The organism is Bacillus sp. THAF10, assembly GCF_009363695.1.
In the GTDB taxonomy this organism is placed as follows: domain Bacteria; phylum Bacillota; class Bacilli; order Bacillales; family Bacillaceae_I; genus Sutcliffiella_A.
The window spans coordinates 3,448,018-3,474,051 of the sequence record NZ_CP045403.1 but is presented as its reverse complement, the minus strand read 5'-3'; the positions used below and the strand labels follow the sequence as shown (position 1 = coordinate 3,474,051).

Here is a 26,034-nt window from a genome sequence, read left to right as displayed (position 1 = left end):
CAAGGCAAACTACAAAGAAAATGGCCTGGAGTGGATGGTATGTCTTTTTTTAAACAGAAAACAAGAAAACTAAAACCTATCAAATCCACAAATCAGTCCACAAATGAGTCAGAGATGGAGGATGCGAAAGAAGCTTCCTCATTAATCGATAAGCTTTTATCAAAGAATATTGCCAACATCAAAGCTGCTTACGGGAACAGCTCTGACCTTGGAATCAGACAAATGAAATCCGAAAAAGGCTTTGTTGCCTGTATAGCGTATATTGATGGACTTGTAGATAAAAAGGTAATTGAAGGCATCTTGGAAGATTGGATGTACAAGCTGGATAATTTAGAGTCTGGTGCAGATGGGTTAACAGATGAAGAAATGGTCAAGTTGATACAAAACTCCTTTCTTCCTTTTGGTGAGATAGGCATTATCCATACCAACCATCAAATGGAAAGCGCAATTCTTAATGGCGAAGCACTTTTGATAATGGATGGATACTCTCTTGGGATTCAAATTAATACGGTTGGCTTCAAAGGAAGAGGGGTTTCGGAATCTACAACAGAAAGTGTGATAAGAGGACCGAAGGAAGCATTCACTGAAACCATCCGAACTAACACCGCGATGGTCAGGAGGAAGATTAAGGACACTTCCTTTAGAGTGGAAGAATTTCAAGTAGGAAGAATTACAAAGACCGTTGTTTCTGTTGTACATTTATCAGGCATTGCCAACGAAAAAATTGTCGAAGAGGTCCGTCAGCGGATACAAAGGATAGATATTGATTCTGTTCTCGAGAGCAGCTATATTGAAGAGCTGATTGAAGATGAAACCTATACCCCTTTTCCTACCGTCTTTAATACTGAACGGCCAGATGTCGTTGCTGCAGGACTGTTGGAAGGAAAGGTGGCAATCTTTATCGATGGAACGCCGTTTGTATTAATAGTACCAGCCTTGTTTACCCAATTCTTCCAATCGGCTGAAGACTATTACCAAAGGTGGGATATTGCAAGTATGTTAAGGGTCCTCAGGGTGATAGCATTCTTCATATCTATTCTCGGACCCTCCCTTTATATCGCACTCACGAATTTTCATCAGGAAATGCTCCCAAGCACATTGTTGATAGACTTGGCGGCACAAAGGGAGGGTGTTCCTTTTCCGGCAGTAATAGAGGCTTTAATCATGGAAGTCACACTGGAAATCCTAAGGGAAGCAGGGGTGAGGCTTCCAAAAACGATTGGTCAAACCATCTCCATTGTTGGAGCGTTGGTTATCGGTCAAACAGCTGTAGAGGCAGGAATCGTTTCAGCAGCAATGGTGATTGTTGTTTCTCTTACCGCCATTTCCAATTTTATTTTGCCATCCTTTAGCATGGCGATCTCCGTTCGAATTATCAGGTTTGGGTTCATTATTTTTGCAGCGACTTTTGGATTGTACGGAATCACCCTTGGATTATTCATTCTTTCCCTTCACCTGTGCAGCATCCGTTCATTCGGGGTACCTTACATGACCCCTATAGCTCCTTACGTAAAAGAAGATCAAAAAGACACCTTATGGCGGAAGCCCACATTCAAAAGGTTTACAAGGCCACGCCTCGTAAACGGGGGGAATATTTGGAGAGAAAGTGAACAAACTGCAAGGAATGTCCAACCGGGGAAAAGGAGCGAGGAAACATGAACAAGCGTTGGATAATCCTTTTATCAATTGGTTTTTTGCTCATCTCATCAGGATGTTGGAATAACAGGGAGCTTGGAGAATTGGGAATTGCAGCTGCTCTGGGCATTGACAAGGACGGAGATCAATTTATAGCAACTGTCCAATTAGTGAATCCAGCAGAAATATCTAGCCTCAAGGGCAGTGGTACAAGTGCACCGATTATCGTATACAGTGAAAAAGGCAAGACGCTTTTTGAAGCAATCAGAAGATTGACCACTACTGCTCCGCGCAAAACCTTTTATCCACATTTGAGAGTTGTGGTGATTGGAGAGGAATTGGCAAAGGATGGCTTTAGCAAATCGCTGGATTTACTTGTTCGAGACCAAGAGTTACGTACCGATTTTTTCATTTTGATAGCAAAAGGTGGAAAAGCGGAGGACATTGTTTCTATCATGCCTCCTGTCGAAAAAATTCCTGCACAGAACATGTACACCAAGCTGGAAACTTCGGAAAGGGCATGGGCGCCGACACTGGCAATTACTCTGGCGGATTTGGTTGAACAGATGGTTGTTCCAGGAGTGCAGCCCGTCATCACGGGTGTGGAAATAGTTGGAGATGCAGAAATTGGGAAAAAGATGGAGAATGTCCAATCCAGTGATCCGGCTTCCCGACTTCATTTCACGAGCTTCGCTATATTTAATAATGACAAGCTTCAAGGATGGTTAAGCGAGGCTGAAAGTAAAGGTGTGAATTATATTAACGGAAAAGTGAAAAGTACGATTGTTGTGGTTCCTTGTCCCAAAGGGGAGGAAGGAAACATATCAATAGAGCTTCTCCGCACAAAAGAGAAAAGGAAAAGTACTGTATCCGGAGGTCAGCCCCAAATTAATATTACATTGAAAGCGGAAGGGAATTTAGGGGATACTAGCTGTCCGATTGACTTGACCAAAGAAGACACCATTAAGGAGATAGAAAAACTTGCGGGAGAGGATATCAAAATGAAAATGACCGAAGCGGTTCAAGTTGCAAAGGAATATCAGTTGGACGTATTTGGCATCGGTCAGGATATTCATCGATCCAATCCAAAATATTGGAAAAAGGTAGAAAAAGAATGGGATCAGCAATTTGCCAGTATGCCCATTGAGCTCAAGACAAAAGTAGCGATTCGGAAAATCGGAAAAAGGAGCAACTCCTTCATCAGTGAGTTGGATGGTAGATAAATATGTGGGGAATTATCATTGCGATCGTGATAACGATAGCTATCATTCTAATTGACGGGAGAAAGATTTGGAAAAACAGAAAGAAGAATAAGATGGAGTTTTCTATTTTTTATCTCACGTTGAGCGCAGGATTCCTACTGTGGGTCGCATATAGCCTAGATTACGAAATAACCACTCCCCTTGATGGAATCAAATTGGTGCTTGAGCCATTGAGTAAAAAGTTATTGAACTTCTGACGACGCCAGGGGAATAAAAAAATCAGCCTTTGTAAAAGAGGGATAGTATGATTGAAAAAGGGAAGATCAGCAATCGACAATTTACCATATTAGTATCCTTATATACAGTAGGTACTGCCATTTTGATCATTCCCTCCTCTCTGGCCTTTAGTGCAAAACAGGACAGCTGGATAGCTGGGCTGCTTGGGTTGGCTATTGGGCTTCCGTTTATTTGGTTATATAGTAAGCTTGCAAACCGTTTTCCAGGCCTCAACCTTGCTCAAATCTTTGAAGCTTTACTAGGAAAATGGATAGGAAAGTCCGTATCTTTTGTCTTTTTTAGTTGCTTTGCCTTTTTACTGGCAAGCTTCGTCTTACGTGATATTGGAGATTTCATGACAACTGTTATGTTGGTGGAAACCCCAATAGATGCAATCCTTCTCATCTTTCTTGCTGTCGTTCTCTATGCGGTACGTCTCGGGCTTGAGGTGTTTGCAAGGGTGACGGAAGTGTTCATTCCTTTTGTTGTCATCCTTTTTCTCGTTTTATTTCTAAGCATCTCTCCTAAAATCGACATTCAAAATATCCAGCCAATCTTTGAAAATGGTGCAAAGCCTATTTTCCGGGGAGCCATATCCATCCTTACGTTCCCATTCCTCGAATTGTTTGTGTTTTTGATGATCATCCCTTACACCAACAATCCGAGGCAGTCACAAAAAGGCTTTATTCTAGGGACCATCATCGGAGGGGGGATCTTGATCATCATAACCCTCTTATCTGTCATGGTAATGGGAGTCAATGAGACAGCGAGAAGCATTTATCCAAGCTATGATTTGACAAAGGGAATCAATATCGGAAGATTTTTTCAACGTATCGAGGCAATGATGGCTTTGATTTGGTTCATCACCGTTTTTATGAAGCTGACCATCCTGACATACGTCACTGCATTAGGATTGGCACATACCTTCAACTTGAAGAACTATAAGAGCATGACCTTTCCAATAGGCATCCTATTGTTTCTGCTTTCCCTGATCATCTTCCCTAACTCTTCTTATTTAATTGAATTTACTCCGACCTTTGAATTGTATACGTTGATATTCGGATTCGTTCTTCCCATATTCCTATTTCTGATGGCAATTATAAGGAAGAAAAAGACGGAATCTATGAATGGATAGGTCATTATTCCTTATGGGAGAGCGAGGGTAGAGTAATCATTAACACTTAGTAGATTACCTATGTAAGTTAACAAGAAGTGAGAAAAGAAAGAGGTATTTTTTCTTTCGTATTGTAAACCATAACCATAAACACAGATAAATAGGGTGGAAAGATGAATAGTGAAAGAATAAATCCTTTAGAAGTAATAATGATATTACTCCTTTCCATTGGATTACTAAACCATGTCATAATTATTCCCATGTTACTAGACAGAGGTGGCAGAGATTCTTGGATTTCGGTATTTGCAAGTGGAATTCTGCTACTTTTTTTTTCTATCATTGTTTTCTTCTTGATGAAATGGTCAAATCAAGAGAATTTATTTGTTTATCTAAAAAGAAATTACAGTCCTATCGTTGCTTGGATTGTAGTAATTCCGTTATGCATTTATTTATTGGTAAGCGGATTTGTTACTTATAAAGATACTGTTTCATGGGCCATTACATCTTATTTACCTCAATCTTCAAGCTTTTTACTTGGATTATTGCTAATGGTTTTGTGTTTCTATGCTGCATTTTTCGGTATCAGAGTTATAGCCGTTACTTCTGGTATTGTTTTACCTATTGTTGTTATGCTAGGTTTTTTTGTTATGACTGCTAATATCTCTAAAAAGGAATACTCTCTTCTAAAACCGTTTTTAGAGTTTGGTGTAGACCCAGTTTTACAAGGTATGGTAATAGCAGGAGGAGGGTTTATAGAAATTATACTGCTACTTCTCATGCAACATAGAATAAAGAAAAGTATTAAACTTTACCATGTGCTAATTCTAGTGGTATTTCTGATAGGCTTAACCTTTGGACCATTAACCGGTGCGATTTCCGAATTTGGACCTGAATTAGCAAAAGAGTTTCGCTATCCAGCTTTTGAGGAATGGAGATTGGTCACACTAGGAACATATGTGGAACATCTCGATTATTTCTCTATTTATCAATGGCTAAGTGGAGCATTTATTCGAATATCATTAGCCATTTTTTTAATACCAGATTTATTAAACATTACAGATACTAAAAAAAGAGGAATAATCCTTCTTGTTGTATCCTTGCTTTTTTTATCTTCAAATCTGTTCCCTTTTTCAGATATATCATTTTATACATTTATCAAAAATTATTTATTACCTTCTCAACTTACCATCTTAATCGTAGTTACTCTATTGATTTCAATATTGGTCATTATCAAGAAGAAAGAAAGAAGGTAGTTTGGTGTATCAAAAATCCTCTCAAAAAGATGAAAATATTTTAAGTGAAAAGCAACTAAGGGAAATATTTATCAATTGCCATGATGTGAGTTTTAAACAAATTCCGGTTAATTCAGAGGGATTATTTCAAAGTTTGTTACTTTTTTATTGCGACGGACTTACAGACGAACAAGCAATTCAACAAGTAGTTTTTACAAAAGTAAAAGATCTATATGATCATCATTTAGGCGAACATGATTTATTGAAAATTTTTCCACAGTTTCAAAAAGTGGAATCACCACTAACTGAAAAGGAAATTGTAAATCGTGTTTTCTTCGGAGAAGTATTTTTGTTTTTTGAACCTGCTAACATTCTTCTTTCAATTGATTTATCAGATTCACCAAAACGATTACCTGAAGAGCCAAATACGGAGGTATCCATCAGAGGACCAAGAGATGGTCTAATAGAGGATATCTCTACCAATGTATCACTTATTCGTAAACGACTAAGAACAAATGATCTTTGTTATGAACAATTCTTCATTGGTGATCGAATGAAAAATAAAGTAGGTCTTCTTTATGTTGAAAGTAATTGTGAACCAGAAACAATTGAACAAATTAGGTCTAGAATAAAAAGTATTTCTAGTTCAGACATTGACTCCACCATTCAATTAGAGGAAGTTCTGACACAGAAGAAAAAAACCCTATTTCCTTTATTTGTTCATACAGGGAGACCAGATTTTGCTGCGAAAGCTCTTCTAAATGGGCGATTCATCCTACTTTTGGATGGTTTACCAAATGCCATTATAGCACCAATAAACTTTACATTTTTATTGAATACCCCAGAAGATGCTAATACCCATTTAGCATTTGTTTTTCTTGAAAGAATCTTGAGGATATGTGGGTTTGTTTTCTCTATTTTTTTACCAGGGTTTTGGGTTGCAATTACCACGTTTCATCAAGACCAAATACCCTATACTTTGCTCTCGACTATCGTTTTAACAAGGCAGGGTGTTCCATTTAGTGCAGGCTTAGAGGCGGTCATAATGCTCGCCATTTTTGAAATTTTTAGAGAAGCTGGAGCAAGACTGCCACAAGCAATAGGTCAAACTTTATCTGTTATTGGAGGATTAATCATTGGACAGGCTGCTATAAGTGCAGGTTTAACTGCACCGGGAGTACTGGTTGTTGTAGGGATATCTGTTGTCAGTAATTATGTATTAGTCGATCAAACTTTAGCTGGTTCAGTCACATTATTGAGATTCTTTGTGCTATTCATTTCGATCTTTTTTGGATTGTATGGGTATTTAATCTCGTTTTTCTTCATTTTAGTTTATATGGCAAACCTAAAATCGTTTAATATTCCATATCTATCCCCAGCCTCTCCCTTTATTTTGAAAGAGTTTAAAAGTATTTTTGTCAGAACACCAAATGGTCAAAACCAAGATAAGCCCGCTATCCTTAAAAATGATGGACAAGGAAGTAATGATTAATGAAGCAGAATGGTTGGATTAAATTCTTAAGTTGTTTCTTCATCCTGTTTTTACTTACAAGTTGTGTAGGCAGAGAGTTAGAACAAACACTTTATGTTCATGCAATTGGCGTTGATTACAAGGACGATAAGTATGTAGCTTACGTACAATTTATCGAATTTGGTGCTATAGCAAAACAAGAAGGAGGTAGAAAGGATACTACTTCGAATTGGATTGGAAAAGAAGAGGGTTTTTCCTTTGATATGGCAACAGATAAACTATACGAAACCACCCAACAAAAAGTAAGTTGGGGACATGTCAAATCTTTGGTGTTTACTGAAAATGCACTAAAAAAAGAAGGATTAGTAGAAGATGTTGTAGATGTATTGAATCGTTATAATGAAATACGACATACCATTTATACTTTTGGGACACAGTCAGAAATTGAAAGCATTTTTAACACAAAACCTATATTAGGTATCTCACCTTTTTATTCAAAACTAAGTGATCCTAAAGATATTTATGAACAATATTCTATTATAGAGCCGATTATGTTACATCGATTGTTAAGCTATTGGTATGACCCTAGTAGAACAGTTATTTTTCCTTATATCGGAACTACCAGCGAGAATTGGCTAGAAAATGAAAAGCCCTACCCAGCTCTTGAGATTAATGGGATAGCAGCCATTAAGAAAGGCGATTTTCTTAGTTTTTTTAACCACGAACAGTTGCTAGGTCTTCGGTGGGTTTACCCAGGCACCGTAAGAACTCCTGTTTATTTATTTGAAGACGATAAATTGGTTTCGTCACTTGTTATATCTAATCCAAAATCAGATATAAAGATAGTGGAGGAGGGTAACAAAGCACAATTCCATTTATCTGTGGAATGTAGTGCATCCATTATTGAGTTGAGAGAACCTGCATCCATAAAAAAACTAACAAAATTGGCAAAAAAGCAGATAGAAAAGGAGATAAAAGATACCTTCTTAGCTGGTTTAGAAGAAAACAGTGACTTATTCAACCTATCTTATGAATTGTATAAAGAAAATCCAAAGCTTCTGAAAGAGCTTAAAAAAGATAACAATTTCTTTTTAAATGAAACAGACCTTGCAAAGATCAATGTCGAAGTACAAATAGAGACCTCTGGTAAATCAAAAATGAAAACCCCTAGAAATAGTTCATATTAATTGTTTTTAGAAGAGGGCGCAATCCTGTAACAAGGATTAGCGTTCTTTTTATATAGCTCTTTTCTAAAAGATTGTTGCTAAAAACCTAAGAAAAACCGGCTTTAAGACTTTTTCCATCCATTACTCGAAGAAAAGTTGCCACATTTTTAAAACTTCCTCCACGAAAAGAGCACGACAGCAACGTTAGTTACGTGTTGCTTAACTATACCCAGTAGCAACAAAGTTTGCCAAAACAGCCTTTTATTTTGAGCCTGAATGAAAAATAACTTATTGTAGGAATTTTTAGATTATGAAATAATTGCTAGTAGGTTAATGAGGGGGAGTGGATGATGGTATGAATAACTTATCTCAAATGAGAATTAACAAGGCCGCACATGAAATTTTTGAGGCATTTGTAAATCCTGAAAAAATAGGTAACTTTTGGTTTTCTTCAAGTTCACAGAGGTGGGAGGAAGGAAAGACGGTTACGTTAAGATATGAAGAATATGATGCACAAGGAGATATAAACATTAAAGAAATGATAGAGGACAAGAAGATTGTCTTTGAGTGGGCCGGAAATCATAAGGTAACAATTCTGTTCGTTCAAGAAGAAAAAGGTGGTACAATTGTACAAGTTAAGGAAGAAGGGTTTGACGTGAACAACGATAATCTTATTCCTCAATTATTGGACAACAAAGAAGGTTGGGTTTATATGCTTACATGTTTAAAAGGATACATGGAGTATGGAGTCAATCTTAGAGCATCATTGGTTAAGTGAAACAGCAAGGAATGAAAGATAATTTCTACTATATTGTAAAGGAATTACCCATATGAAATTAATTAAACGATTTATTTTAAACCGTCCTCCTGAAAAACGACTGGCATATTTTTATGGGATGGTTGCAACGGATGAACAAGTGTGGTTACTACGTGATGAAAATGGCGATTTATTGCTTTTAGAAGAAGAAGATGACTTTTCATTTCTACTTCCTGTTTGGCCAAGCCGAAGCTTTGCTGAAATGGAGGCTGCCAAATTAGATGATCCATTCGAAGCGTTCAACATGCCAATTTCAACTTTTATAGACGATTTACTAGTTGATATTCAAAGTGACGGTGGCGCAGCAGCAATATTTCCTAACGGTAATGATACAACCATTCAAAAACGTGAGGAAATAAAGGAAATGCTTCGCCATTTATAACGTGTCGAATAAACCAATTATTGTAAAAAAGATACAACCTTATCCGAGAACGGCAAGTAAAATAGAGACGCTTTAGTGAAACGATCGAATCGTTTCTCTTTTTTTTGATTTTTTATTAGTAAATCAAGAAGATAACCACAAAAATTTCTTTAGTAAGGTTTATCTCATAACTTTTATTAGTCTCATGATGGAATAAATGCATCATAAATTTTATCGTTAATTTTCTAAGGTATAGGGGGAAGCCTCTATACCTTTTGCATGTTTCTAAGTGCATGTTTGTCCTTTTTCTGCATATACATGAATCGTTATCTTTCATTTTTAATTCATAATTATAACAAGGTAGCGGGAGTGTAATGAATGAATATTGGACTAATGCTAATATTTCTACTTGTACTGCTAGGACCATTACTGATGAAAAAAGTAGAGGAAAACCTTGAAATGTTCTTGCTTGCTATGGGCGTGTTAGCTTGTGTGGTAAGTGGGGTGTATAGTGACAAACTGTTTTTAGTGGCGGCGACAGACCCTATTTATATATCTGTTGCAGTTTTGGTTGCAGGACTTGTCTTCAAACAATTGCAAAGACCAATGAGTCATGCCATTCGTTTTATCAAAAGAAAGACCCCTTTTCGAATCTTTGTTTTTTTTATGATATTGTTGCTGGGGCTTATTTCAAGCGTCATAACAGCCATCATTGCCGCCCTTATTTTAGTGGTCATTGTGAAGGAGCTGGGCCTAAACAAGCATAATACTACCCTTTTAACGGTCCTATCTTGCTTTTCCATTGGACTTGGAGCAGCATTGACACCGATTGGAGAACCGTTGTCCATTGTCACCATTAGCAAATTAAACGAGGATTTCTTCTTTTTAGTGCGGTTACTCGGGACAGATATTGGTTTTGCTCTTCTCATTTTTGCCGTGGTTGGAGCGGTTTTGGTAAAAGATACACCTGATGAGCTTCTACGACTTCGTGAAAAAATACCAACGGAAAGCTATCAGGATATTTTAGTGAGAGGCTTGAAAATTTATTTTTTTGTGATGGGATTAACGTTTCTCGGAGCAGGATTTGAGCCGTTTGTTTCCACCTATTTCTTAGAGCTCGATCCTTCCGTTTTATACTGGTCTAACATGTCTTCGGCAATTTTGGATAACGCGACATTGGCGGCAGCAGAAATTAGTCCGGATTTAGATCCCTCTGCGGTTCATATCATCTTGATGGGACTGATGATTAGTGGCGGCATGCTTGTCCCAGGCAACATTCCAAACATTATTGCTGCTGGGAAGCTCGGAATTTCCAGTAAAGACTGGGCGAAGGTGGGTTTACCGATCGGTTTATCGATTATGATGTTGTATTACCTTATCTTGTTTTAATTAATAAAAGGAGCGCCATTATAAAATTGGCCGCTCCTTTTCTTATATTCTTTTCACTGATATCGCTGCGCGTACCTTTTGCAGTGCTTTTTTTCCGTCTTCTTTTTTTGCCATCAGCACGTTTACGTAAATGGCATCGATCATCGCAAGCTGTGCGATTCTTGATGCTAGTGCCTCTGAACGGTAATCCGTTTCCTCAGACACGGTGTACAACGCGGTATCCACCGCCTGACTTAAAGGCGACTTGGCAAAGTTGGTGATGGCAATTACATGCACCCCGTTCTCCTTCACTACCTCTAAAATGTGCATCATATCCTTTGTAGCACCAGTATGGGAGATGATAATGGCAACATCATCCTTTGTGAGCTGGCTTGCAGACATAAGCTGCATATGGGTGTCAGCTTGGGTACTCACAGAAATTCCTGTACGGATTAGCTTGTGATAAGCGTCCATGGCAATGACGTTTGAGCCGCCGCTTCCGAATATCTCAACCTTTTTTGCACGAAGAATGGCGTCTATGACCTTCTTGAAAGCTTGCTCATCTATAATTTTCAACGTGTCCTCCAAGGTTTTTAAATTGGAGCGAAACACCTTTTCGGCGATGGTTTTTTCATTGTCGTCTTCCATAATGTTTTCATGGATATCCTGAATAGGCTCGACTATTTCAGTAGCAAGGGCAATTTTCATCGCTTGATAGCCCTTGAAACCAATCCGTTGGCAAAAACGAAATACGGTGGAATCCGCTACTCCTAAATCGTCGGCAACCTGGTTAATGGTGCTGTGAACAATTTTCTGTGGATTGGTGAGGATATAGTCCGCAATGACTTGCTCCTTCCCCTTAAACTGCGGATAGTGGGAACGGATGCGCATCATGCAATATTGTGTTTCAAGACTGTTCATGGTGCGACCTCCAAATTTAGTAATCTATTATCTATATTAAAGAGGTTTTGAAAAAAAAGAAACTATTTTTTGATAACGCTTGCATTTTGGGGAATTTTTTTTCATAATAGGTACAGGTTAAAAAATATTTTTCCGAAACAGATAATGCATACATAGAAAGGGGTTTCACAGCGATGAAGCTTGCCATGATAGGGTTAGGAAAGATGGGGTACAATTTAACATTAAATTTAATAGATAACAAGCATGAGGTGGTCGCTTTTGATGTGGATCGTGAAAACGTTCTCAAAAGTGAAGGTGCTGGAGCAATCGCTGCTTACACCATTGAAGAAGCTTTAAGCAAGCTGGAGTCACCAAAAGTCGTTTGGATGATGGTTCCTGCTGGGGAGATTACCGAAAACGTACTTTCCGAGGTTAGTAGTTTCGTAACAGAGGGTGACATCATTATCGACGGTGGCAACTCGAACTATAAGGATACACTTAAGCGAGCAGAAGCCCTTGCCGAAAAAGGCGTTCACTACCTAGACGTAGGCACAAGTGGGGGAATGGATGGCGCACGCAACGGTGCATGCACCATGATAGGCGGAAACGAAGGGGCATTCAAGCATGTCGAAGGGATCTTTCAAGATATTTGTGTCGAAAATGGCTATCTTTATGCAGGAAAATCAGGTAGCGGTCATTTCTTGAAGATGGTGCATAATGGGGTCGAGTACGGCATGATGCAAGCTATCGCAGAGGGCTTTGATATTTTAGAAAAAAGTGACTTTGATTTTGACTACGAAAAAGTGGCAAGGGTATGGAATAATGGGTCGGTTGTTCGTTCTTGGCTAATGGAGTTGACCGAAAATGCCTTCAGTAAAGATGCCCGTTTGGATGGAATCAAAGGTGTGATGCATTCTTCTGGTGAAGGCAAATGGACAGTCGAAACCGCACTTGATTTGCAAGCAGCAGCACCAGTAATTGCCTTATCACTAATGATGCGATATCGCTCCCTTGAGCCAGATACTTTCTCAGGAAAAGTAGTAGCAGCACTTAGAAACGAATTTGGCGGACATGCCGTCGAGAAAAACTAACAAGAGGAGGAATGTAACATGTCAGGATCGATGCTAATTCTTATCGCCGCAGCTGCGATTTTCGTGCTATTATTCTTGGTTATCCGTACAAAGCTGCATGCGTTTGTCGCACTTTTACTTGTGAGTTTACTTGTTGGTATTGCTGCAGGTATGCCGCTTGGTGAGGTCATCACCTCCGTTCAAAATGGGATGGGTGGCACGCTCGGCTTCGTCGCAGTCGTGGTCGGGCTTGGTGCGATGTTTGGTAAAATGCTAGAGGTATCAGGTGGTGCAGAACGACTTGCACAAACCTTGATGAAGAAATTTGGCGAAGAAAAATCGCAATGGGCTCTCGGTATCACAGGGTTCCTAGTCGCGATTCCCGTATTCTTTGATGTTGGCTTCATTATTTTAGTACCCATTGTGTACGGTCTTGCAAAAAAAACAGGAAAGTCGCTGTTGCATTACGGAATTCCGTTGCTAGCTGGCTTGGCGGTAACTCACAGCTTTATCCCACCAACACCAGGACCAATCGCGGTTGCTGACCTTATTGGTGCAGACCTAGGTTGGGTTATCCTTTTTGGTGTCATTGCAGGTATCCCGTCTATGATTCTAGCAGGACCCGTTTTCGGTAAATATATTGGCAAAAAGATTCACGTGATCGTACCTAAGTACATGGAAATGGAAGAAAAAGAATATAGCAAGGACCTTCCAGGCTTTGGACTCATTGCTTCTATTATTCTCGTACCTTTAGTGTTGATTTTAGTGAATACGTTTTCAACGGTTATCTATGAAGAGGGACATATTGTTCGAGAGATAACGACGTTTATAGGTCATCCATTTGTCGCCTTGACGATTGCGACCTTGCTGACCTTCTATTTCTTAGGAACAAAGCGCGGCTATACGAAACAGGATGTACAGGACATTGCGACAAAAGCGCTTGAGCCTGCAGGAATCATCATCCTTGTCACAGGTGCTGGTGGGGTGTTCAAACAGGTACTAATTGATTCTGGTGTTGGCGATGTGCTCGGTGAAATGATGGCAGGCTCTGCTCTTCCCCCAATCGTCCTAGCGTTCATCATAGCAGCAGCCGTTCGTGTTGCGCAAGGCTCTGCAACAGTTTCGATGGTAACAGCAGCTGGTTTAATTACACCTTTGATTGGCATCATGGAGCTAGACGGACCAGTTCTCGGACTAATCGTCATTTCGATTGCCTCCGGTGCAACGGTTCTCTCCCACGTAAACGATTCAGGATTCTGGCTTGTGAACAGATACTTTGGCCTTGATGTAAAAGACACACTCAAATCATGGACAGTGATGGAAACCATCATAGGACTTGTCGGTTTCGCGGTCGCAGTAACACTTGGTATTTTTATAGGATAAATGCTACATTGGGTCAAGGAGCTCGTTTCCTTGACCCGATATTTGTTTTGGATTGTGAGGAGGAATACAGATGACAACTTACATGCTTGGTGTGGATATAGGAACAACTAGTACAAAGGCAGTGCTTTTTACAAAGGCTGGTAAAGTAGTAAACCAGCATGCAGTGGAGTACCCGTTACATACGCCCGAAATGGGAGCTGCAGAACAGGATCCGGATGAGATTATGGATGCCGTAGCAGCTTCGATTCGAGAAGCGGTCGCAGGGATCGAAATTTCAGAGCTTTCGCATGTGAGCTTTAGTGCGGCGATGCATAGCCTGATTGCGGTGGATGCTGCCGGACGTCCTTTAACGAATAGTATCACATGGGCTGATCAACGGAGTGAAAAATGGGCAAAGAAAATCAAGAAAGAATGGGACGGACACGGGATATACTTACGTACCGGAACACCGATACACCCCATGTCCCCACTCGCAAAATTGGTTTGGCTCCGCAATGAACACTCGGAAATTTTTGAGACGGCCGATCGTTTTATTTCGATCAAAGAATACGTGTTTTATCAATTATTCGGAGAGTACGTAGTGGACCATTCAATTGCCTCTGCCACTGGATTGCTGAATTTGGAAAAGCTCGACTGGGATGAAGGTGCATTGCTGGTGGCTGGTGTGGCACCAGAGAAATTGTCGCTACTTGTGCCGACAACCGAAGTGATGACTGGATTGAAGCAGGAGTGGGCATCTCGGCTAGGCTTGTCTGCTTGCACTAAATTTGTTGTTGGTGCCAATGATGGCGTGCTTTCGAACCTGGGTGTGAATGCAGTTCAGCCAGGTGTAGTGGCGTTAACCATTGGGACGAGTGGTGCGATTCGTACGGTTACGAATCGACCGGTTACCGATCCCAAGGGGCGGACGTTTTGCTATGCGCTAACGGAAAATCATTGGGTAATCGGCGGTCCGGTAAATAACGGCGGCATGATTATGCGTTGGTTGCGCGATGAGTTATGTCAGGCTGAGGTGGAAGAGGCTTATCGGCTAGGTGTGGACCCATATGATGTGATGACGGCAAAAATAGCTAGTGTGCGTCCTGGAGCAGAAGGTGTGTTGTTCCACCCGTATTTGACTGGCGAGCGCGCGCCGCTATGGAATGGGAATGCCCGTGGGAGCTTTTTTGGTCTTGGCATTCACCATAAGCGCGAGCACATGATGCGCGCGGTGTTAGAAGGCATCAATTTAAACTTGTATACCGTGTTGCTAGCGTTGGAAGAGATCATTGGCATTCCAGAGAAAATACATGCCACTGGCGGATTTGCCCGTTCAGCGGTTTGGTGCCAGATGCTTGCGAATATTTTCAATCAGGAGGTCAGTATCCCTGAGAGCGTGGAGAGTTCTTGTTTAGGTGCAGCGGTGCTTGGCTTGTACGCGCTTGGTGAGATTGACTCCTTTGATGTAATGGGAGATATGGTGGGCACGACGAGTGGATATGAGCCAGATTTGGCTGAAGTGGAGGTTTATAAGGAGCTGACACCGCTATTTATCCGGTTAAGTCGCATGTTTGAGCAGGAATTTGATGCGGTGGTGGAGTTTCAGCGGAAACATAGGTAGTTTTGGTTGGTGAGGTTGGGTGAGTTAGGGTGGTTTGTTTGATAATTTAGCCAAGTTTTCATTTATTTGTCCACTTTAACAATAATTAAGCCACTTCTTGCATTTTTCTGTCCGCTTTTCAATTTTTCTGTCCACTTTTCAATTTTTTAAGCCATTTGAGGGGAGATAAAGGCCATTCGACACTAGACGACAAATTTCGCGCCTTGTATCCGTACTCATATAAAATTTCACCCGAGCCCCTCACCCAACTAAAAAGAACGACATTCTCCCTGGTTTCCTCACCATACCGAGATTGTCGTTCTTTTTTATATACCTTATTCAGTTTTTCCTGCTTAGTCTTCGTCGTTCGAGTTCTTAGATCCGCCATCGCGTATGCACTGCGGTCATTCTCTGGGTTGCGACGACCTTCACGAACAAGCTTTTCACGCAATTTTTTTGCTTTGCTTTTTGCCACTTTTATCACCTCTAACATATATTTACAAATAGTATACTCGATAACCGAAAAATTTGAAATAGGTTTCCAGCGAAATGACTATATTTTTCTCCCCTTAGTTTCTGCTATAATAACACTATTGTGTAATTTTTGAGAGGCAGGTACAAACAGTGAAACAAGAACTTTTAAATAAAGAAATAGACCGCCGCCGAACGTTTGCGATTATCTCGCATCCAGATGCGGGGAAAACAACGTTAACGGAGAAGCTGCTGTTATTTGGTAATGTCATAAGGTCAGCAGGTACCGTAAAAGGGAAAAAATCTGGAAAGTTTGCGACCTCTGACTGGATGGAGATTGAGAAAAAACGTGGAATTTCCGTTACTTCAAGTGTTATGAGCTTTGAATATATGGATAAACACATCAATATCCTTGATACGCCAGGCCACGAAGATTTCAGTGAAGATACGTACCGTACGTTAACTGCGGTCGATAGTGCGGTGATGATAATCGACTGCACCAAAGGGGTCGAGCCGCAGACGATTAAGCTTTTCAAGGTATGTCGTATGCGCGGGATTCCGATTTTCACGTTCATCAACAAGCTCGATCGTGAAGGAAAAGAGCCACTTGCGCTTCTCGAGGAAATTGAAGAGGTGCTTGGCATTGAATCGTATGCGATGAACTGGCCGGTGGGAATGGGGAAACGCTTCTTAGGTGTGTATGACCGTTATAATGAAGTGTTCATTCGCTACCAAGGGAAGGATGAGGAAGACCGTATTCCGTTTACTGAACTTGACGCTGTCGAGGAAATTTCCACTCATCCAACGTTCATTCAAGCCAAAGAGGATTTTGAGCTGCTTGAGGAAGCTGGCAATGATTTTGACATCGAAAAAGTAAAAAATGGCTTGCAAACACCAGTGTTTTTCGGAAGTGCGATTTCGAACTTCGGTGTGGAAATGTTCTTCCGTACGTTCCTTGACTTGGCAAGTGAGCCGCAGCCTCGTCAAACAGAAACAGACAAAGTGGAACCTGGGTCGCCTGAGTTCTCTGGATTTATTTTTAAAATCCAAGCAAACATGAATCCAGCGCACCGAGATCGTCTTGCATTTTTAAGAATCTGCTCTGGCGTGTTTGAGCGTGGCATGACAGTAACGGTTAGTCGTACTGGAAAGGCCATTAAGATGACTCAGTCCCAGCAATTCCTAGCATCGGATCGTGAAACGGTCGATCAGGCTTACCCTGGGGATATTATCGGAATTTATGATCCAGGCGTATACCAAATTGGGGATTCGTTGTTTGGTGGCAATCAGAATGTGGAGTTTGATGAAATCCCAACGTTTGCTCCTGAGCTTTTTGTAAAAGTGGAAGCGAAAAACGTAATGAAAGGGAAGCAATTCGGTAAAGGGATAACCCAGCTTGTGCAGGAGGGTGCAATTCAGCTGTTCCGTCAATATGGAACAGACGCGTACATTCTCGGTGCCGTTGGGCAGCTTCAGCTCGATGTGTTTGAGTACCGAATGAAGGGTGAGTACAACGTGGAAGTGGTATACACCATGATAGGCTCAAAAATTCCGCGCTGGCTCGAAAAGCAGGATGTGGACACTTCCCTATTTGACTCGCGAAATATTTTAGTGAAGGACCGTAACGAACAATATGTGGCGCTATTTGACAGCGACTTTGCGTTACGATGGTTTAAAGATAAAAACCCTGATGTGGGTCTAATTGATATAATGGCAGAAGAATAAGAGGTGCCCAAAGCTTACAAACGGTAAGTTTTGGGTATTTTTTAATGCAAAATACCTATTTTATCCGATAAATTCCGATTTGTCTAAAAATTATATGCCTTTGTTCCGATAATAATCAAAAAGCGCCAAAAGGGAACTAGGGGGAGTCTTGTGCCAGATCAAATAACTACGGATAATAAATGGATGCTCGAAAAGCTGTATCGGACCAGACAATATGTTGTCGGTTACATGTCTATCGTAAGTGTGAATGAAATGCCGGTCACGACTGGAAAAACAAAAATTTACTTAGAAGAATTAAGTGCAGAGAAGCTACGGTTTATTTGTCGAGTGCAAATTCCTGAAAATAGTAATGTAGTCCTGGGAATACGGTTTACCGTTGCTGGACAGGATCTAATCATGAAAGCATCCATACTCGGCATGCACGCCAATGCCAAAAAAAGAAAGTATACCTATTTAGTAGAATTACATAGAGAGACAGACAAAGATGAGCAGGATATTCTTACGCTTGTAAACAAAATCCAGCTGGCAAACAAGCAGAAGAAGTTGCGTAGCGTCACAGAGACTGCAGTGGAAATAGAATAGCATTTGAATGAAGCCACCTATTATGGGTGGTTTATTTTTTCTTAAAATGAAACCGACTCGTACTCCAAGCCGTCAAACAATAAAGCTCTTTTCTAAAAATTGTTGCTAAAAACCTAAGAAAAAGTCGACTTTAAGACTTACTCAGAAAAATTGCCATATGTTTAAATCTACCTCCATGACGGCTTTCATAACTATACGCAGTTGCAACAAAATTTTGCGAAAACAGCCAACAATAAAAAAAGGGAGGGAGCTAATGGGGAGGGAAAAGGAAATGTCAGAGGACAAGCGGGAAGAAATGGTTGTCTGGGCCATGGATCAGTTCGGGGAAGAAATCAAGCGCCTCATTTTCACCTATGTCCGCAATCATAGTGTGGTGGATGACCTGTCTCAGGAGGTGTTTGTAAAGGTTTACAAAAACCTGCCCCTTTTTAGAGGCGATAGCACAATGAAAACGTGGATATATCGAATTGCCATTAACACTTGTAAGGACTACTTAAGTAGCTTGAAGCACCGTGTTCAACAGCTTGTACAACCGCTTCTCTCGGTTGGAACACTGCCAGAGGAAATGGTGGTGCAAACAGAAGAACGCAGACAGCTTGCACAAGTGGTGATGCTTCTACCGCTAAAATATAGAGAAGTACTTATATTACATTATTATCGAGATTTTTCCGTAGAAGAGATTTCAGATTTGCTCACCTTAAATTCAAATACTGTAAAAACCCGTTTACGAAGAGGTCGCGAAAAAATAAAAGAATACATGGTGGAAGGAGGAAACAGCTATGAACAGGAATCCAGAAAGCGAACACTTTAAAAAGCAATTGGATGACTATATTTCCCCCAACTCCTTGTTTACACAAATAGATCGCCAGCGTATCTTAGAACGAATTGAAGGCGCAAAAAGGCGCAAGAAGTGGTGGGGAAAACCGCGGCTTGTTCTAAGTTTTCTTCTTCTTCTTATTTTTTCAGGTGCAGTCTATGGATTTTTAAAGCCGGCTGAACAAGAGCTAGCCAGCCACCCTTCCGCTAAGGAAATGATAGACAGCCTCTATGTAGGAATGAGTCAGGAAGAGGTTTGGACGCGGCTTGGAACTGACTACTCAGAAGTGGAAGGTGCCATGGACAGCGAGCCTATTTATGATATTCATCGCTACGATTATCCGTTAGAGGAAGGCTATCAGTTTATTACAGACATGGATGGATTTGATGTGGAAGGCTTTAAATCTGGGAAGATGGGGATGCAGGTGTTTGTAGATTACGATGACAATCATCTTGTCGCAGGCTATGCCGTTGTCTATAAAAAAGAAAATGGAGAAACGGTCATTTACGATGTTTTTGGAGATAAGGTCCAAGAAATCGTGGCTATTCCAGTAGATTGATGCTGTGAAAAACTGCTATACTAGCACTAGTAGAATTTTCGGTACTGTGGAAATGAGGTAGTGGGTTTGTTAGTAAAAGTGTTATTAGCAGTTTTTGTACCAGCCTTGTTAGTTGTGCTGTTCACCCGGGTTACCTATAGCCTGTATGTGGGAACAGGGTTGGCTGTGGCATTGTTGGTGGTTTCTATTTACAAAGGTCACGGCAACGAATGGTACATTATTTTAGTGGATATCGTGTCACTTGCCATTGGATTTTGGTACGCACGGCGGATGGTAGGGAAATTTAAGTGAAAAAAGCAGCCGCGGGGCTGCTTTTTTGGTGGGAAAATCCCGGATAAGCTGGGTGAGCAGGGGGATTGGATGACTTTGGGTGGTTATTGCATCACTATCCGGAGTTATTGCATCACTTTCTGGAGTTATTGCATCACTATCCGGGGTTATTGCAACACTTTCCCAAGTTATTGCGACACTCTCCCGAGTTATTGCGACACTTTCCCGAGTTATTGCGACACTTTCCCGAGTTATTGTGACACTTTTCGGAGTTATTGTAACACTTTCCCGAGTTATTGTGACACTTTTCGGAGTTATTGCAACACTTTCTCGAGGTATTGTGACACTTCCCAGGTTTATTGCGACACTTCCCCATCTACCCCCATCTACCACACCTACCTCACTCACTCCTCATCCATCTACCTCACTCTCCACCAACAACCCCCCGCGCCTTTTCCTGGTAAGCCTCCAGCTCCGCGAGCTCTTCAGCAGTCGTTTCCTCCACCTGCGCCGGACGCACCACCCACACAGGATCCTTTCCGAACGTCTCGCCGTAACCGATCAGCACGCCACGAAAGGTCAACACATCACCTACAGCAACCTTTTCCTCAAACTCCTCCGAAAAAGTAACGAGAATAGAGGGTAGCAGAGGCTCACCTAGCTCTATCGTCGTTTCGCTGTCCACCCTTACCACCGTTGCCGTCCAACGCACAGATTTATCCTTGTTTTCCTTAATAAAATCATGCACATATTCCCCATCTATCTCACTGTAGGTTAACTGACCACCATCACCAGCATCCACAAAAGCTCGATCATCCAAATAGTCAAAAGCTAACTCAACATCTGGAATTTCCCCTGCACAGCCAACCAATCCGAGCACTAAACACCAACAAAAAGCTACCAACAAAAACTTTTTCATGACAAATCCTCCAAAAATCGGTTTCCGAACCTAAAATACTGACAATGATAACAATATAGAATGAACCTATAAATCGCAACATAAGCGGGTATAGACAAACAAGTAACCGAAAAAAATGAAAAACCGAATATAAGTTCGCATATTTCTTGTTTTACAGTAGGAATGTGGTAGAATATTGGTAGAAAACAGTTGAACGGAAATGGAGGCTTTTTGTGGATGGAACAGTTTGAATTAGTGTCCGGTTATCAGCCGGGCGGGGATCAGCCAACCGCCATTGCAGAGATAGTGGAAGGCATCAATAATGGAAAAAAGCATCAAACACTGCTTGGAGCCACTGGTACAGGAAAAACCTTTACCGTTTCCAACGTGATAAAGGCTGTCAACAAACCGACACTAATCATTGCCCATAACAAAACGTTGGCAGGCCAGTTGTATAGCGAGTTTAAAGAGTTTTTTCCTAACAATGCAGTAGAATACTTTGTCAGTTACTATGATTACTATCAACCAGAGGCCTATGTTCCCTCTACCGATACATTTATTGAAAAGGATGCAAGCATAAACGATGAAATTGATAAGCTGCGCCACTCGGCAACGGCAGCTCTTTTTGAGCGAAACGATGTTATTATCATTGCCAGTGTATCCTGCATCTATGGTTTAGGGTCACCGGAAGAATATCGTGACCTTGTCGTTTCTCTTCGTCCAGGCATGGAAAAGGAACGTAATGTTCTTCTCCGTGACCTAGTAGATATTCAATATGCGAGAAATGATATTGATTTTAAGCGTGGAACGTTCCGTGTTCGAGGTGATGTGGTCGAGATTTTCCCGGCATCACGTGATGAACACTGCATTCGAGTGGAATTTTTCGGAGATGAGATAGACAGAATCAGAGAGGTGGATGCCTTAACAGGAGAAATTCTTGGCGACCGCACGCATGTCTCCATTTTCCCTGCTTCCCACTTCGTTACCCGTGAGGAAAAAATGAAAAAAGCGATTGTGAACATTCAGGCGGAGTTAGAAGAGCGTTTAGAAGAACTTCGAGAAGCGGGTCAGCTCTTAGAAGCGCAGCGCCTCGAACAGCGCACACGCTATGACCTGGAAATGATGGCAGAGATGGGTTTTTGCTCAGGAATTGAGAACTATTCCAGACATTTAACGCTACGACCGGCAGGCTCTACTCCTTACACATTGATAGATTTCTTCCCAAAGGATTTCCTGCTGGTAATAGATGAGTCGCATGTGACCTTGCCACAAGTGAGAGGAATGTTTAATGGGGACCAGGCACGAAAGCAGGTGCTTGTCGATCACGGCTTCCGTCTTCCTTCTGCTAAAGACAACCGTCCACTCCGTTTTGAGGAGTTTGAAGAAAAGGCTGGACAGAGTCTGTATGTTTCTGCAACTCCAGGACCTTATGAACTGGAGCACTCACCGAAAATGGTGGAGCAAATCATTCGTCCAACAGGCTTGCTTGATCCAACAGTGGATGTTCGTCCAATAAAAGGGCAAATTGACGACCTGATTGGGGAAATTCACGAGCGGACGAAAAAGAACGAAAGAGTGCTTGTCACTACCCTTACAAAAAAAATGTCCGAGGATCTTACAGCCTACCTTAAAGAACTTGGCATTAAAGTAGCGTATTTGCATTCTGAAATCAAAACGCTAGAGAGAATTGAGATTATCCGAGAGCTGCGTCTTGGAAAGCATGATGTGCTCATTGGAATCAACCTCTTGAGGGAAGGACTTGATATTCCAGAGGTCTCGCTTGTTGCTATTTTAGATGCAGACAAAGAGGGCTTCCTGCGTTCTGAACGCTCCCTCATCCAAACAATAGGGCGGGCAGCGCGTAATGCAAATGGCCAGGTTATCATGTATGCAGATAAAATAACAAAATCAATGGAAATTGCTTTATCGGAGACAAAACGACGCCGCGAGATTCAAGAGGCGTTCAACTTAAAGCATGGAATCACACCAAAGACCATTCAGAAAAAGGTACCGGAACTTATCCGTGCTACCTTAGTAGCAGAGGATGAAGGTGGATATGAAGGAAAGGTTCCATCACCATTGCGACCAAAGAACAAAAAAGAAAGAGAAAAGCTCATAGAAAGCATGGAGCAGGAGATGAAGGATGCAGCCAAGGCGCTGGATTTCGAGCGAGCAGCCGAGCTTCGTGACCTCATCTTAGAGCTAAAAGCGGAAGGATGAAATCGGAATGGCTATGGATAAAATCATTGTAAAAGGGGCCAGAGCCCATAATCTGAAAAATATTGATGTAACGATACCCCGCGATAAACTCGTGGTACTGACAGGGCTTTCGGGATCGGGGAAAAGTTCCCTTGCCTTTGATACTATTTATGCAGAAGGACAGCGTAGGTATGTCGAGTCCCTCTCCGCCTACGCACGACAATTCCTTGGTCAAATGGATAAGCCCGATGTGGATTCTATTGAGGGTCTCTCACCTGCCATTTCCATTGATCAAAAAACGACGAGTCGTAATCCCCGTTCAACAGTCGGGACGGTAACGGAAATCTATGATTATCTTCGTCTGCTTTTTGCCAGAGTTGGCCGACCAACCTGCCCAAAGCATGGAATTGAAATTTCCTCCCAAACGATTGAACAAATGGTCGACCGCATCATGGAATATCCAGAGCGGACGAAGCTTCAAATTTTAGCTCCTGTTGTTCAAGGTCGAAAAGGAACGCATGTGAAAACAATAGAGGATATTAAAAAGCAAGGCTATGTCCGTTTACGTGTGAATGGTGAAATGGTCGAAGTAACCGATGAAATCGAACTCGAAAAAAACAAGAAGCATTCCATTGAAGTCGTTATTGACCGAATCGTCGTAAAAGATGGCGTTGCGACCCGTCTTTCTGATTCCCTGGAGACAGCCCTCCGTTTAGGCGAAGGCAAAGTGGTGGTGGATATCATTGGAGAGGAAGAGCTTTTATTCAGTGAGCATCATGCTTGTCCCCAATGTGGATTTTCCATTGGCGAACTAGAGCCAAGAATGTTTTCTTTTAACAGCCCTTATGGTGCATGCCAAAAATGTGACGGCCTTGGTACAAAGCTTGAAGTGGATATTGACCTTGTCATCCCTAACAAGAAGTTAAGTTTAAAACAACATGCACTAGCACCGTGGGAGCCATCGAGCTCACAATATTATCCACAGATGCTTGAAGCTGTTTGCAATCACTATGGAATTGATATGAATATCCCTGTGGATGAAATTCCGAAGCATCTCCTCGATAAAGTTCTTTATGGAAGTGGAAAGGAAGAAGTATACTTCCGCTATGAAAATGACTTTGGTCAGGTTCGTGAAAGCTATATTAAGTTTGAGGGAGTTATCCCCAATGTGGAAAGACGTTATAGAGAAACAAGCTCTGATTACATAAGAGAGCAGATGGAAAAATATATGGCACAGCAGCCATGTCCAGCATGTAAAGGCAACCGTCTGAAGCTGGAAAGCTTATCTGTCCTTATCAACGGAGAGCATATCGGAAATGTGACGAAGTATTCGATTGTCGAGGCGATCGATTTCTTTGACAAACTAGATCTATCAGAAAAAGAACGAAAAATTGCTAACATGATCCTTCGAGAAATCCAAGAGCGTCTAGGCTTCTTAAATAATGTGGGACTTGATTATTTAACATTAAGCCGAGCAGCAGGAACGCTCTCTGGAGGAGAAGCACAGCGTATCCGTCTTGCGACTCAAATTGGTTCTCGTTTAACAGGTGTCCTCTATATTCTGGATGAGCCTTCCATTGGACTTCATCAACGAGACAATGACCGTCTTATTCAGACATTAAAAAGCATGCGTGATATTGGCAACACCCTTATTGTCGTGGAGCATGATGAAGACACGATGATGGCTGCTGACTATTTGCTGGATATTGGACCTGGAGCTGGCGTGCACGGAGGCCAAGTCATCTCTGCCGGAACACCAGAAGAGGTGATGAATGATCCAAAATCCCTGACAGGCCAATATCTATCAGGTAAAAAATTCATTCCACTACCAACAGAACGGAAAATCGTAGAGGATCGTCATCTTGAGATTATTGGAGCAAACGAAAACAACCTGAAAAATGTGGATGTGAAAATTCCGCTAGGCTGTTTTGTGGCGGTAACTGGGGTATCTGGATCTGGAAAAAGTACGTTAATCAATGAAATATTGCATAAGAGCCTGGCTCAGCGCCTTCATAATGCGAAAACAAAGCCAGGTGAACATAAAGAAATTCGTGGAACCGATTATCTGGATAAGGTCATTGATATTGATCAATCGCCAATTGGCCGAACGCCAAGGTCCAATCCAGCCACCTATACAGGGGTGTTTGATGACATTCGTGATGTGTTTGCTTCTACAAATGAGGCAAAGGTTCGTGGCTACAAAAAAGGTCGCTTTAGTTTTAACGTCAAAGGCGGTCGCTGTGAAGCCTGCCGTGGTGATGGAATTATTAAAATTGAAATGCATTTCCTGCCAGATGTATATGTTCCTTGTGAGGTTTGTCATGGCAAGCGCTATAACCGTGAAACGCTCGAGGTGCAATATAAGGGCAAGAACATTGATGATATTTTAAAAATGACTGTAGAGGATGCAGTGAGCTTCTTTGAAAACATTCCAAAAATTAGCCGCAAGCTGCAAACCATTTATGATGTTGGTCTTGGCTATATTACGCTAGGTCAGCCGGCAACCACGCTCTCAGGTGGAGAAGCCCAGCGTGTGAAGCTAGCTTCTGAGTTGCACCGTCGTTCAACTGGTCGTTCGCTCTACATTCTCGATGAACCAACGACAGGTCTTCATGTGGATGATATTGCAAGACTACTTAAGGTGCTGCAGCGTCTTGTGGAGAATGGGGATACCGTACTAGTCATTGAGCATAATCTGGATGTGATTAAAGCGGTGGATTACATGGTCGACCTTGGTCCAGAAGGTGGGGACAAAGGTGGTACCATTATCGCAACGGGTACACCGGAGGAAGTGATAGAAGTGGAAGCTTCCTATACTGGTCAATACCTACGTCCCATTCTATTGCGAGATAGAGACCGAATGGAGCTAAAGGTACAAGAAAAAGAAAAGGTTAGTAAAGCATAAAAAAGGATGAGGGTTTCTTATATGAACCCTCATC

Annotated in this window: 23 protein-coding genes; 20 read left to right on the top strand and 3 right to left on the bottom strand. The window is 41.5% G+C overall.

Going from position 1 to position 26,034, the window contains the following annotated elements; genetic code table 11:
• Nucleotides 1-39: 39 nt before the first annotated feature.
• The 10 genes from FIU87_RS17955 to FIU87_RS17915 all read left to right on the top strand — a co-directional run bounded on the left by FIU87_RS17955 (nucleotide 40) and on the right by FIU87_RS17915 (nucleotide 10,663).
• The gene (locus tag FIU87_RS17955; protein ID WP_152445839.1) at nucleotides 40-1,659 is read left to right on the top strand and encodes a spore germination protein; all 1,620 of its coding nucleotides are present in this window, start codon (nucleotides 40-42) and stop codon (nucleotides 1,657-1,659) included.
• The gene (locus FIU87_RS17950; protein WP_152445838.1) at nucleotides 1,656-2,858 is read left to right on the top strand and encodes a Ger(x)C family spore germination protein; all 1,203 of its coding nucleotides are present in this window, start codon (nucleotides 1,656-1,658) and stop codon (nucleotides 2,856-2,858) included. Before FIU87_RS17955 ends, FIU87_RS17950 begins: the two co-directional genes overlap by 4 nt.
• A gap of 2 nt (nucleotides 2,859-2,860) precedes the next feature.
• Nucleotides 2,861-3,094 (top strand): hypothetical protein, encoded by a 234-nt coding sequence (locus FIU87_RS21300; protein ID WP_216647499.1) that lies wholly within the window; start codon nucleotides 2,861-2,863, stop codon nucleotides 3,092-3,094.
• A 47-nt stretch (nucleotides 3,095-3,141) separates the two neighbouring features.
• Nucleotides 3,142-4,248 (top strand): GerAB/ArcD/ProY family transporter, encoded by a 1,107-nt coding sequence (locus FIU87_RS17945; protein ID WP_152445837.1) that lies wholly within the window; start codon nucleotides 3,142-3,144, stop codon nucleotides 4,246-4,248.
• A gap of 152 nt (nucleotides 4,249-4,400) precedes the next feature.
• Nucleotides 4,401-5,480 (top strand): endospore germination permease, encoded by a 1,080-nt coding sequence (locus FIU87_RS17940; protein ID WP_152445836.1) that lies wholly within the window; start codon nucleotides 4,401-4,403, stop codon nucleotides 5,478-5,480.
• A gap of 4 nt (nucleotides 5,481-5,484) precedes the next feature.
• Entirely contained in the window at nucleotides 5,485-6,951 is a 1,467-nt protein-coding gene (locus FIU87_RS17935; RefSeq protein ID WP_172971100.1) for a spore germination protein, read from the top strand.
• Nucleotides 6,951-8,117 carry a Ger(x)C family spore germination protein gene (locus tag FIU87_RS17930; RefSeq protein ID WP_152445834.1) on the top strand — a complete coding sequence of 389 codons (1,167 nt, stop codon included), beginning with the start codon at nucleotides 6,951-6,953 and terminating at the stop codon, nucleotides 8,115-8,117. The genes FIU87_RS17935 and FIU87_RS17930 overlap by 1 nt, the downstream gene beginning before the upstream one ends.
• A gap of 322 nt (nucleotides 8,118-8,439) precedes the next feature.
• A complete protein-coding gene (locus FIU87_RS17925; RefSeq protein ID WP_367643897.1) occupies nucleotides 8,440-8,874 on the top strand; it encodes an SRPBCC family protein in 435 nt (144 codons plus the stop codon).
• Nucleotides 8,875-8,926: 52 nt separating this feature from the next.
• Nucleotides 8,927-9,295: a DUF2750 domain-containing protein gene (locus FIU87_RS17920; protein WP_152445833.1), complete on the top strand. Its 369-nt coding sequence runs from the start codon at nucleotides 8,927-8,929 to the stop codon at nucleotides 9,293-9,295.
• Nucleotides 9,296-9,652: 357 nt separating this feature from the next.
• A complete protein-coding gene (locus FIU87_RS17915) occupies nucleotides 9,653-10,663 on the top strand; it encodes a DUF1646 family protein (RefSeq protein ID WP_152445832.1) in 1,011 nt (336 codons plus the stop codon).
• A 42-nt stretch (nucleotides 10,664-10,705) separates the two neighbouring features.
• Here the strand turns inward: FIU87_RS17915 and FIU87_RS17910 are convergent, their stop codons facing one another.
• Complete coding sequence (locus FIU87_RS17910) at nucleotides 10,706-11,563, bottom strand: MurR/RpiR family transcriptional regulator (protein WP_152445831.1); 858 nt, start codon at nucleotides 11,561-11,563, stop codon at nucleotides 10,706-10,708.
• Between the two features lie 173 nt (nucleotides 11,564-11,736).
• Between FIU87_RS17910 and gnd the strand changes: the two genes are divergently transcribed.
• The 3 genes from gnd to gntK all read left to right on the top strand — a co-directional run bounded on the left by gnd (nucleotide 11,737) and on the right by gntK (nucleotide 15,595).
• Nucleotides 11,737-12,633 (top strand): phosphogluconate dehydrogenase (NAD(+)-dependent, decarboxylating), encoded by an 897-nt coding sequence (gnd, locus tag FIU87_RS17905; protein ID WP_152445830.1) that lies wholly within the window; start codon nucleotides 11,737-11,739, stop codon nucleotides 12,631-12,633.
• An 18-nt stretch (nucleotides 12,634-12,651) separates the two neighbouring features.
• Nucleotides 12,652-13,995, top strand: a complete 1,344-nt coding sequence (locus tag FIU87_RS17900) for a GntP family permease (RefSeq protein WP_152445829.1) — start codon at nucleotides 12,652-12,654, stop codon at nucleotides 13,993-13,995.
• 64 nt (nucleotides 13,996-14,059) lie between these two features.
• Nucleotides 14,060-15,595, top strand: a complete 1,536-nt coding sequence (gntK, locus tag FIU87_RS17895; RefSeq protein ID WP_152445828.1) for a gluconokinase — start codon at nucleotides 14,060-14,062, stop codon at nucleotides 15,593-15,595.
• A 118-nt stretch (nucleotides 15,596-15,713) separates the two neighbouring features.
• Here the strand turns inward: gntK and FIU87_RS21475 are convergent, their stop codons facing one another.
• Nucleotides 15,714-16,049, bottom strand: a complete 336-nt coding sequence (locus FIU87_RS21475; protein WP_152445827.1) for a hypothetical protein — start codon at nucleotides 16,047-16,049, stop codon at nucleotides 15,714-15,716.
• Between the two features lie 149 nt (nucleotides 16,050-16,198).
• Here FIU87_RS21475 and FIU87_RS17885 point away from each other — a divergent pair, with 149 nt between their 5' ends.
• The 5 genes from FIU87_RS17885 to FIU87_RS17865 all read left to right on the top strand — a co-directional run bounded on the left by FIU87_RS17885 (nucleotide 16,199) and on the right by FIU87_RS17865 (nucleotide 20,019).
• A complete protein-coding gene (locus FIU87_RS17885; protein ID WP_152445826.1) occupies nucleotides 16,199-17,770 on the top strand; it encodes a peptide chain release factor 3 in 1,572 nt (523 codons plus the stop codon).
• A gap of 150 nt (nucleotides 17,771-17,920) precedes the next feature.
• Nucleotides 17,921-18,352 carry a hypothetical protein gene (locus FIU87_RS17880; protein ID WP_152445825.1) on the top strand — a complete coding sequence of 144 codons (432 nt, stop codon included), beginning with the start codon at nucleotides 17,921-17,923 and terminating at the stop codon, nucleotides 18,350-18,352.
• A gap of 253 nt (nucleotides 18,353-18,605) precedes the next feature.
• Complete coding sequence (locus tag FIU87_RS17875; RefSeq protein WP_172971099.1) at nucleotides 18,606-19,163, top strand: sigma-70 family RNA polymerase sigma factor; 558 nt, start codon at nucleotides 18,606-18,608, stop codon at nucleotides 19,161-19,163.
• On the top strand, nucleotides 19,132-19,728 hold the full coding sequence (locus tag FIU87_RS17870) for a hypothetical protein (protein ID WP_152445823.1): 597 nt from the start codon (nucleotides 19,132-19,134) through the stop codon (nucleotides 19,726-19,728). The genes FIU87_RS17875 and FIU87_RS17870 overlap by 32 nt, the downstream gene beginning before the upstream one ends.
• A gap of 60 nt (nucleotides 19,729-19,788) precedes the next feature.
• On the top strand, nucleotides 19,789-20,019 hold the full coding sequence (locus FIU87_RS17865; RefSeq protein ID WP_367643896.1) for a DUF2198 family protein: 231 nt from the start codon (nucleotides 19,789-19,791) through the stop codon (nucleotides 20,017-20,019).
• A 403-nt stretch (nucleotides 20,020-20,422) separates the two neighbouring features.
• Here FIU87_RS17865 and FIU87_RS17860 read toward each other — a convergent pair whose 3' ends face one another.
• Nucleotides 20,423-20,878 (bottom strand): hypothetical protein, encoded by a 456-nt coding sequence (locus tag FIU87_RS17860; protein ID WP_216647497.1) that lies wholly within the window; start codon nucleotides 20,876-20,878, stop codon nucleotides 20,423-20,425.
• A gap of 255 nt (nucleotides 20,879-21,133) precedes the next feature.
• Between FIU87_RS17860 and uvrB the strand changes: the two genes are divergently transcribed.
• Together uvrB and uvrA are read left to right on the top strand one after the other, a co-directional pair.
• Entirely contained in the window at nucleotides 21,134-23,116 is a 1,983-nt protein-coding gene (uvrB, locus tag FIU87_RS17855) for an excinuclease ABC subunit UvrB (RefSeq protein WP_152445821.1), read from the top strand.
• Between the two features lie 7 nt (nucleotides 23,117-23,123).
• Nucleotides 23,124-26,000: an excinuclease ABC subunit UvrA gene (gene uvrA, locus FIU87_RS17850; RefSeq protein WP_152445820.1), complete on the top strand. Its 2,877-nt coding sequence runs from the start codon at nucleotides 23,124-23,126 to the stop codon at nucleotides 25,998-26,000.
• The last annotated feature ends 34 nt before the right edge of the window (nucleotides 26,001-26,034 follow it).

Excerpts from the sequence above, each read along its gene's own strand:
- FIU87_RS17955 (WP_152445839.1), top strand. The coding sequence starts at position 40 with ATGTCTTTTTTTAAACAGAAAACAAGAAAACTAAAACCTATCAAATCC.
- FIU87_RS17950 (WP_152445838.1), top strand. The coding sequence starts at position 1,656 with ATGAACAAGCGTTGGATAATCCTTTTATCAATTGGTTTTTTGCTCATC.
- FIU87_RS21300 (WP_216647499.1), top strand. The coding sequence starts at position 2,861 with ATGTGGGGAATTATCATTGCGATCGTGATAACGATAGCTATCATTCTA.
- FIU87_RS17945 (WP_152445837.1), top strand. The coding sequence starts at position 3,142 with ATGATTGAAAAAGGGAAGATCAGCAATCGACAATTTACCATATTAGTA.
- FIU87_RS17940 (WP_152445836.1), top strand. The coding sequence starts at position 4,401 with ATGAATAGTGAAAGAATAAATCCTTTAGAAGTAATAATGATATTACTC.
- FIU87_RS17930 (WP_152445834.1), top strand. The coding sequence starts at position 6,951 with ATGAAGCAGAATGGTTGGATTAAATTCTTAAGTTGTTTCTTCATCCTG.
- FIU87_RS17920 (WP_152445833.1), top strand. The coding sequence starts at position 8,927 with ATGAAATTAATTAAACGATTTATTTTAAACCGTCCTCCTGAAAAACGA.
- FIU87_RS17915 (WP_152445832.1), top strand. The coding sequence starts at position 9,653 with ATGAATATTGGACTAATGCTAATATTTCTACTTGTACTGCTAGGACCA.
- FIU87_RS17910 (WP_152445831.1), bottom strand. The coding sequence starts at position 11,563 with ATGAACAGTCTTGAAACACAATATTGCATGATGCGCATCCGTTCCCAC.
- gnd (WP_152445830.1), top strand. The coding sequence starts at position 11,737 with ATGAAGCTTGCCATGATAGGGTTAGGAAAGATGGGGTACAATTTAACA.
- FIU87_RS17900 (WP_152445829.1), top strand. The coding sequence starts at position 12,652 with ATGTCAGGATCGATGCTAATTCTTATCGCCGCAGCTGCGATTTTCGTG.
- FIU87_RS17875 (WP_172971099.1), top strand. The coding sequence starts at position 18,606 with ATGGGGAGGGAAAAGGAAATGTCAGAGGACAAGCGGGAAGAAATGGTT.
- FIU87_RS17870 (WP_152445823.1), top strand. The coding sequence starts at position 19,132 with ATGAACAGGAATCCAGAAAGCGAACACTTTAAAAAGCAATTGGATGAC.
- uvrB (WP_152445821.1), top strand. The coding sequence starts at position 21,134 with ATGGAACAGTTTGAATTAGTGTCCGGTTATCAGCCGGGCGGGGATCAG.
- uvrA (WP_152445820.1), top strand. The coding sequence starts at position 23,124 with ATGGCTATGGATAAAATCATTGTAAAAGGGGCCAGAGCCCATAATCTG.